At 28.2% G+C, this 8,341-nt stretch carries 8 protein-coding genes and 1 pseudogene; 7 read left to right on the top strand and 2 right to left on the bottom strand.

Annotation, left to right across the window (positions count from 1 at the left end; genetic code table 11):
• Both ACWI69_RS11180 and ACWI69_RS11175 read left to right on the top strand, forming a co-directional pair.
• The coding region (locus tag ACWI69_RS11180; RefSeq protein ID WP_448821918.1) for a pseudouridine synthase at positions 1-325 on the top strand (325 nt) is incomplete at its 5' end.
• Between the two features lie 2 nt (positions 326-327).
• Entirely contained in the window at positions 328-837 is a 510-nt protein-coding gene (locus ACWI69_RS11175; RefSeq protein ID WP_448821917.1) for an NUDIX hydrolase, read from the top strand.
• Between the two features lie 51 nt (positions 838-888).
• On the opposite strand, the gene ACWI69_RS11170 is transcribed toward ACWI69_RS11175, so the two are convergent.
• Positions 889-2,289 (bottom strand): aminotransferase-like domain-containing protein, encoded by a 1,401-nt coding sequence (locus ACWI69_RS11170; protein ID WP_448821916.1) that lies wholly within the window; start codon positions 2,287-2,289, stop codon positions 889-891.
• A gap of 104 nt (positions 2,290-2,393) precedes the next feature.
• On the opposite strand from ACWI69_RS11170, the gene ACWI69_RS11165 reads away from it, so the two are divergent.
• Positions 2,394-3,851, top strand: coding sequence for an ABC transporter substrate-binding protein (locus tag ACWI69_RS11165; RefSeq protein ID WP_448821915.1), 1,458 nt, complete (start codon positions 2,394-2,396; stop codon positions 3,849-3,851).
• A 72-nt stretch (positions 3,852-3,923) separates the two neighbouring features.
• Positions 3,924-4,712, top strand: coding sequence for a Cof-type HAD-IIB family hydrolase (locus ACWI69_RS11160; RefSeq protein ID WP_448821914.1), 789 nt, complete (start codon positions 3,924-3,926; stop codon positions 4,710-4,712).
• A 24-nt stretch (positions 4,713-4,736) separates the two neighbouring features.
• Here the strand turns inward: ACWI69_RS11160 and ACWI69_RS11155 are convergent, their stop codons facing one another.
• Positions 4,737-5,147, bottom strand: a complete 411-nt coding sequence (locus ACWI69_RS11155; RefSeq protein WP_448821913.1) for a hypothetical protein — start codon at positions 5,145-5,147, stop codon at positions 4,737-4,739.
• Between the two features lie 151 nt (positions 5,148-5,298).
• Between ACWI69_RS11155 and ACWI69_RS11150 the strand changes: the two genes are divergently transcribed.
• The 3 genes and pseudogenes from ACWI69_RS11150 to ACWI69_RS11140 form a co-directional block, all read left to right on the top strand.
• Positions 5,299-6,294 (top strand): substrate-binding domain-containing protein, encoded by a 996-nt coding sequence (locus tag ACWI69_RS11150; RefSeq protein ID WP_448821912.1) that lies wholly within the window; start codon positions 5,299-5,301, stop codon positions 6,292-6,294.
• A gap of 55 nt (positions 6,295-6,349) precedes the next feature.
• Positions 6,350-7,336 (top strand): sialic acid TRAP transporter substrate-binding protein SiaP, encoded by a 987-nt coding sequence (locus ACWI69_RS11145; RefSeq protein ID WP_448821911.1) that lies wholly within the window; start codon positions 6,350-6,352, stop codon positions 7,334-7,336.
• A gap of 23 nt (positions 7,337-7,359) precedes the next feature.
• Positions 7,360-8,341 (top strand): annotated as a pseudogene (locus tag ACWI69_RS11140) (TRAP transporter large permease subunit); the annotation flags it as partial.

Here is an 8,341-nt window from a genome sequence, read left to right as displayed (position 1 = left end):
TAAAGTTTTTGTGACTTATTCAGTGAAAGACGACAAAGACGGAGGGAAATTAGCAATTACAAACTATAAGGTTGAAAAAATTAAAGGAAAATATACATACTTGAAGGTATCTCTAGAAACGGGAAGAAAAAATCAAATTAGAGTACATATGAGTGACATGGGACATCCTGTGGTTGGAGATAAGAAGTATGGAGCAAAGAGTAACATTTTAAAGAGATTAGGGTTACATGCACATACATTAAAAATAAAGCATCCTGTAACAAGTAAAGAGATGATTTTTATATCACCTCTTCCAAAAGATTTTTCTAGGATAACAGGTGAATAATTATGAAAATAGACGATTTGAAGTTTTTAAAAGTAAAAATAGAAAAACATCCTACAAGAGATATTCAATTAGAGTTTTTAGATAAACCTGACGCTATTGCAGCATTAATTTTAAATTTTGCAGAGGATGAAATTTTATTGGTAGAGCAATATAGACCAGGAGTTTCAGATAAGCTTTTAGAAATACCAGCAGGAATAATTGAAAATAATGAAAATCCAAAAGAGACCTTAATTAGAGAGCTTAGAGAAGAAACGGGATATAAATTTGAAAGTTTCGAAGTTATTTATGCTCCGGAAATACCATTAATTCTTTCACCGGGATATACTTCCGAAAAACTATATGTATACATTTTGAAGTTAAAGACAGAGAAAGAAGTAAATTATGAAAAACAATTGGATGAAGGAGAAGATTTAGAGGTAGTTTGGGAGAAAATAGAAAAAGTAGAAAAAATAACAAATGATTTTAAAACACACTATGCAGTGACACTATATAAAAACTTAATAAAAAAATAAAAGTTATTTAGTCATCAAAGGTAACATTTTTATATTACCTTTGATGATTTTTTATTTGTTTAAATTTTTGAAAAACTCTATGGCTTTTTTTAAAAGAGTAATCCCTAAAGAGATATCTTTTTCATTAATTCTAGAAAAATTTAATTTTATAAAATTGTCGAATCCGTAAGTACTACCAGAAACAATTCCGATATTATCTTTCAATAGTTTATTATAAATACTGATAGATGAAATATTTTTAGGGAGCTTTATCCAAATAGAACAACCACCAGAAGGAACGATAAAACTAATATCAGGAATTAATTGGAGTTCTTTTACGATACAATCTTGAATAGTTTTAAAATTTTGCCTACAAAGTCTCATATGTTTTTCAATTAAACCTTTTTTCAAAAGTAAAGCGAATGATTTTTGATATAGGGTGGAAGTGCTTGAAGCAGATAATATTTTGTTATTTAAGAAGGAAGTTAAAATATTATCAGGAACAATAATAAATCCCAATCTAAATCCAGGCATAAATATTTTAGAAAAACTTTTAATATAAATGACACGATTACATAAATCTAAAGATTTTAAAGGTTGTGGAGTATTTTTAGAATAATATAAATCTGCAGCAGAATCGTCTTCAATTATATAAAAATCAAATTTTTGTGAAAGCTCTAAAAGTTGTAATCTTTTTTTATAAGAAATATTAACACCGGTAGGTGTTTGAAAATTCGCCATAAGATAGATAAATTTGATTTTAGTTTTTAAAAGTAGTTGTTCTAATTGAAAAATATTGAGACCATCTTGTTCTATTTCAATGGGATGAATAATAAAATTTTCATTTTTAAATGTTTTTAAAGCACCTAAATAGGTTGGGATTTCAGTCGCTATATGTGTTTTAGAGCAACCTAAAGTTTTGGAAATTAAATCAATTCCTTCTTGAGCTCCGGATAAAATATGAATATTTTCAGTTTTACAAGTAATATTCAAATTACCTAGAGAGTTTTTTATAGCCTCACGTAGTTCTAAACAACCGAGAGGTCCTTCATTAACTAATGCGAGTTCTTGATCTCTATCTAAAATATAATTGATTGCATATTTAATATCTTTAACGGGCAAATAACTGTAGTTTGGGGTAGAGTTAATAAAATCAATTTTTAATGTATTTGTTAGATTAAAATTGTCATCATTTTCGAGCATTGAGAAAGAAAGAACTTTTTCAGAAAAAAGATTTTTATTGATGAATGCACCACTTCCTTTTATAATTTTTATGTAATTGATTTTTTCTAATTCTGAATAGGATTTTGCGACGGTGTTAGAACTAATATTTAAAAAATTAGCAACTTTTCGTATAGAAGGAAGTTTATAAGAGATTTCTTTTTTTTCTATTTTGTTCTTAAAAAAAATATAAAGAGGAATATATATAAAGTTTTCATTTTCAATTTTAAAATTTTTAAAAAGAATATTCATGGAACCTCCTAAAGTGTAGCAATACAGTTTGTGATATTATTTTGAAAAAAACAGATAAATGTGTCATACTAATAGGAGTATAGCATAAATTTAAGGGGGATAAAATGAAATCTTTTTTTAAGGTATTGATTATATTTATTTTGTTGATAAACATAGCAATAGGAAATTCAGAGAAAAAAGTTGTAAAAATTGGATTGGGTTATAGTGGGAGATCATATGATCCACATAGACATACGGATAGTTCAACTTTGGCCATAACTAAGCAAATTTATAATAATTTATTTATTTTAGATGATAAAAATGAAATACAAGGTGAATTAGTAGACAGCTACTTAATAAAAAATAACACAGTAGAAATTAATCTAAAGAAAGGAGTTTTTTTTCATGATGGAGAGGAGTTAAACTCTGAAATTGTAAAGAATAGTTTAGAACGAAATAAAAGTATACCTGTTACCAAGGTATTAGTTGATCCTATTGAAAAAATTGAGATAATAGACAATTACAAACTGAAAATAATATGTACAACAAATATAGATATATTACTGCATAATTTGACACATTCATCAATGGCAGTGGTTAAGGAAAATAAAGATAAAAAGTTAATTGGAACAGGAGCGTTTGAACTTATAGATTGGGGGACTGGAGAAAAAGTAATCTTAGGAAAAAATGAAAAACATTTTAAAGGTAGTCCAAAAGTAGAGAGAGTAGAATTTTTGACAATTCCAGAAGCTCCAAATAGATATATCGCATTGGAAACAGATGAAATACAGATAGCATATGATGTATCATCCATAGATGTAAAAACTTTTAAAGATTCAAATAATCTAAAAATATTAAATGGATTATCTTATGGTACAGATTTTTTATCTATCAATACTGAAAAAGCTCCATTGAATGACAAAAAAATAAGAGAGGCTATAAGTTATGCAATAGATAAAGATTCTATTAATGAAGTTATATTTGAAAATACATCAAAAGTAGCTAACTCTATAATAACTCCAAATACTTTTGGGTATTCGAATGATGAAGAGAAAAAATATAACTTAAAAAAAGCAAAAACAATAATGGAAAATTATAAAACTCCAATAGAAATAGAGTTATGGATATATGAGGACACAAGTAAATATCAAATGGCTCAAATAATTCAAGCAAACTTAAAAGAGATTGGGATTGATGTTAAAATTCAGACGTTAGAGTTATCATCTTTTTTACAATTGACAGCTCAAGGAAAACATAACGCGTTAATAGGTCTTTGGTATACGAGTACTGGAGATGCAGATTACGGATATTATCCATTGTTGCATAATAACTCTAGAGGAGGAGTTGGAAATCGAAGTTTTTATAATAATGAGAGAGTAAATGTGCTCTTGGATGAAGCAAGAAAAGAAATTTCAAAAGAAAAACGAAAAGAAAAATATAAAGAGGTACAAGAGATTATAGTGGATGAAAATCCAATAATACCAATAGTTTATAAGACTTATAATATAGGAATAAATAAAAAAATAAAAGGATTCAAATTTAATCCAAATGGAAATCATATATTGGAAGATATTGATTACTAAATTAAAAGAGGAGAATTTCTCCTCTTTTTTTGTTATAATATGACATATAATGTATAGGGAGGTATGGAATAAATGATAAAATCAATAGCACTGGATTTAGATGGAACATTACTAAATTCTAAAAAAGAGATAACTGATAAAAATATGTTTATTTTAAGGGAGTTATATAAAAAGGGTATAGAAATTTTTGTAGTTACAGGAAGATCGTACAGTGCAACTAAAAAAATTATAGAAAAATTATCTTTACCAATTATTGTGATTTGTTATAATGGTGCAAAGGTTATAGATACAAAAAATGATAATATTCTATTAGAAGAGCCACTTTCAGAAGAAATAGTAAAAATGTTGATAAAAATTTCTAGAAAAAATTGTGTTCATTTGAATTTGTATCAAGATGAGAGTTGGTTTGTCGAAAATAAAAATAATTGGCAAACAGAATACTATAAAAAAAATATAGGAATAGATGCTATCGAAAAAAATTTTGATAGTTTTATAAATTATTTTATGACAAAAGCGTTATTTATAGATGAAAGATATAGATTAGAAGAGATAGAGAAGGAGGTTGAAGATAAACTTGGAGATATAGTGCATATGACATATTCACAGGAGAGATATTTAGAGGTTTTGAATAAAAAAATTAATAAAGGAAAGAGTTTAGAAAAAATTTTACAATTAAAGGGATTATCACTAGATACGTGTGTAGCTTTTGGAGATGCAAATAATGATAAAGAGATGATAGAGATGGTTGGTTGTGGAGTTGCTATGGAAAATGGAGAAGAGGATTTAAAAAAAATTGCAACATATATAACAAATTCAAATGATGATGATGGTGTGTATAATTTTTTAATACAAAAGTTATAAAAAAGTGGGCTTAAGCCCACTTTTTTATAAATCTTCTGAAATAGCCCAAGATATTTGGTCTTTCATTTGAGTAAAGTTTTTTAAATGTTTTAATTCAACCATTTCACCAAAAAGTTTCAATTGAAAATTTCCAATTAAATTTAAATTTTCTTTCAAATCAACACTTCTTCTTCCATAGGTAAGACCTCTTTTTTCAATAATGTCATCAATACGAACTAAAAGCATCCCTCTATTAAAACCTAGAATTTCAACTTCTTTTACCTTATCATAAAATTCACTTTCAATTCTTCTTTCTTTTCTAGCTTCAGCATTGACCCTTTTGTTTTCAGCTCTTCTTCTGTCTTCTTTAGCTTTAACAATTCTTTTGGCTTTTTTTAGATTTTTTAGTTCATTATATTCTGTACCTTTTGGTTTAGTTTTACTAATGATTTTCATAGACTCTCCTTTTAATCATTTTCTATCATAATATTATAAAGTTTTTTACATTTTTTTACAAGAATAATTAAAAAAAATATTTGACAAATGCTGAAAAATGTTATATTAATTAGATAACGAACATGTTCACGAGAACAAAGGTAGGTGCAAAATGGTAACTCAAGCGGAATTGGCTAAGATGTTAGGTATAACTAGAACTACAGTGGCGAGAGCCTTGAATGGAAGTAAAAATATAAAAGAGGAAACCAAAGAGAGAGTCTTAAAATTAGCGAATGAAATGGGGTACGAAAAAAATTACTTGGGAAGTTCGTTAGCAATAAAAGAGAAGAAAATTATAATAGCGATTATAGTTAGATCGATAAATGAAGAATATTCTAAGAAACTAAAAAGTGGATTGAAAGATTTTCAAGAAGAGGTTAAAGCATACGGAATAAAAATAAAAATTTTAGAGGTTGATATAAGCGATAGCCAAGGGCAGATTGAACTTTTAAAAAAATCTTTAGAAAAAAAAATTCATGGATTAATAATAATCCCATTGGATAGAGAAAAAGTAATTAATGTTCTACAGCCCATAAAAAATGATTTAAAAATTGTTTCGATAGGGAAGCAGCTTTTTGAGGAAGATACGTATATAGATTCGAAATATGAAAAATCTGGAAGAATAGCGGCAGATGTTTTAGCAAAAGTGGTTAGTAATGATAAAAAAATATTAGTTGTAGATGCTGGAGATGATTTGATTTCATCAAAAATATATATAAAAGAAGTTTCAGAAAAACTAAGGGAATTAAATAGGGAATTTCAAGGTCCAGTGAGAATAAAAAAATTATTAGAAGATAAAAGTCAAATTTTAGATTACCTTTCAGATGATATTGAAGGAGTCTATATAAATAGATATGCTCCAGAAGTAATTGAATATCTAGGGGAGATAGGAAAAGATAACTATAAATTTGTGACCAATGGTTTTAATGAAAAAATACGAGAGTTGATTGAGAACGATAAAGTTGTAGCAACTGTATCTGAAGATTTTTATAACCAAGGTTATATAGCGGGAAAAAAAGTTTTTGAAGCCTTATATAAGACAAGTTTAAAAAGATCTTACGAATATCAAACTAGAATAGATGTACTTTTTAAGGAAAGTTTAAATTAAATTTTTAAGAGTGTTATATAAAAATTAAAAGTAAATTTTAAGGGAGGAAGTTTCAATGAAAAGAGTGTTAAAAGTAGCAGGGTTGACGTTAGTATTTGGAATGGTAGCATTTGGGGCAAATGAGAAAGTTTATAAATTAAAAATGGGGATGGTAGCAAATACAAGCTCAAATGAATATAAGGCAGCAGAATATTTAGCAAATAATTTAAAGGAAAAATCAAATGGGCAGATAGTAGTGGAGTTATATCCAGGAGCACAACTTGGGGACGATAGATCAATGTTAGAACAATTGTCAGCGGGAGTTCTAGATATGACATTCTCTGAGATGGGAAGATTTAATATATTTTTTCCGGAGGCTCAAGTATATTCACTACCTTATGTAATTCAAGATTTTGATCATATGAAAAAAGCAACATTTGATACACAGTTTGGAAAAAATTTACAGAAGAAAGTAAGCGATAACTTGAACATAGAGATTTTATCTCAAGCTTATAATGGAACAAGACAAACAACAACAAATAGACCAATCAACAGTATTGAGGATATGAAAGGATTAAAACTAAGAGTTCCTAAGGCAGACGCAAACTTAGAATACGCTAAAAATACAGGTGCATCTCCAACTCCAATGGCATTTTCAGAAGTATATTTAGCATTACAAACAAACTCAGTTGATGGACAAGAAAATCCTTTATCAGCAATTAGAGCACAAAAGTTCTATGAAGTTCAAAAATATTTGGCAATGACAAATCATATATTAAATGACCAAGTGTACTTAATTAGTAATATAAGTATGAAAAAGTTGCCAAAGAATTTACAGGAGTTAGTAAAACAAGAGTCTGAGGCAGCGGCACAATATCATACAAAATTGTTTGTAGAAGAGGAAGCGGGGTTAATTGATTTCTTTAAGGAGCATGGAGTTACAGTAACAAATCCTAACTTAGATCCATTTAGAACTGCAATGCAACCATTCTATGAAGTCTATATAAAAAATAATGGAAAAGTTGGTAAAGAAGGGTTAGAAGAGATTATAGCAGTTAAATAGAAGTGAAAGTATAGGAGTTGGATATGAATATAAAACGAATTTTAGATAACCTAGAGGAAATCATAGGAGCAGTACTTTTTATAGCAATGTTTGGGATACTTGTGGCTCAAATTATTTTTAGACAAATATTTGATTCACCTTTAGTTTGGAGCGAGGAATTAGCTATTTTATTGTTTACATATGTAGGAATGCTGGGGGTTAGTATAGGAATAAAATACAGACAACACGTATTTATAGATTTCTTATATAATAAATTTTCAGGAAAAGGGTTAAAGATAGCTAATACATTTATTCAATCAGTTGTTTTTATATCGTTGATTGTAATGATTCAAATTGGTTATAAGTTATTTTTAAGAAAAAAAATATTTAAGTTGATAGCATTGAAGATATCATCAGGTTGGATGTATGGAGCACTACCTATAATAGCAACATTGATGTTAATACGATTCTTACAGATTCTTAGAGAGGATTACAAAGAGGGGAAATTTATTATTTCACCTAAGCAAGAAACTGAAAGAGATGAAAGGGTGGTGAGCGAATAATGTTAACATTGGCAACATTCATATCATGGTTTGGGCTAATATTCGTTGGAGTACCTGTTGGATTTTCATTGGTGTTTGCCACACTATTTTTCTTTGCACTTACAGATTGGAATGTAGTCTATTTTGTAGGTTCACTTTTAGTAGATAGTTTGGATAGTTTCAGTTTATTGAGTGTTCCTTTCTTTGTATTGACAGGAGTTCTAATGAACAGTTCTGGAATAACAGAAAGAATATTTAGATTTGCTAAAGCATTGCTGGGGCATTATACTGGGGGTATGGGGCACGTAAATATATTTGCAAGTTTAATATTTTCTGGTATGTCAGGATCTGCTTTAGCAGATGCAGGAGGATTGGGGCAGCTTGAAATAAAAGCAATGAGAGATGAAGGATATGATGATGATTTATGTGGAGGATTAACAGCAGCTTCATGTATAATAGGACCATTAGTTCCTCCAAGTATAAC

It is taken from the genome of Cetobacterium sp., from assembly GCF_977044495.1.
The sequence above is the reverse complement of the archived record's forward strand: the minus strand, read 5'-3'. Positions and strand labels throughout refer to the sequence as shown.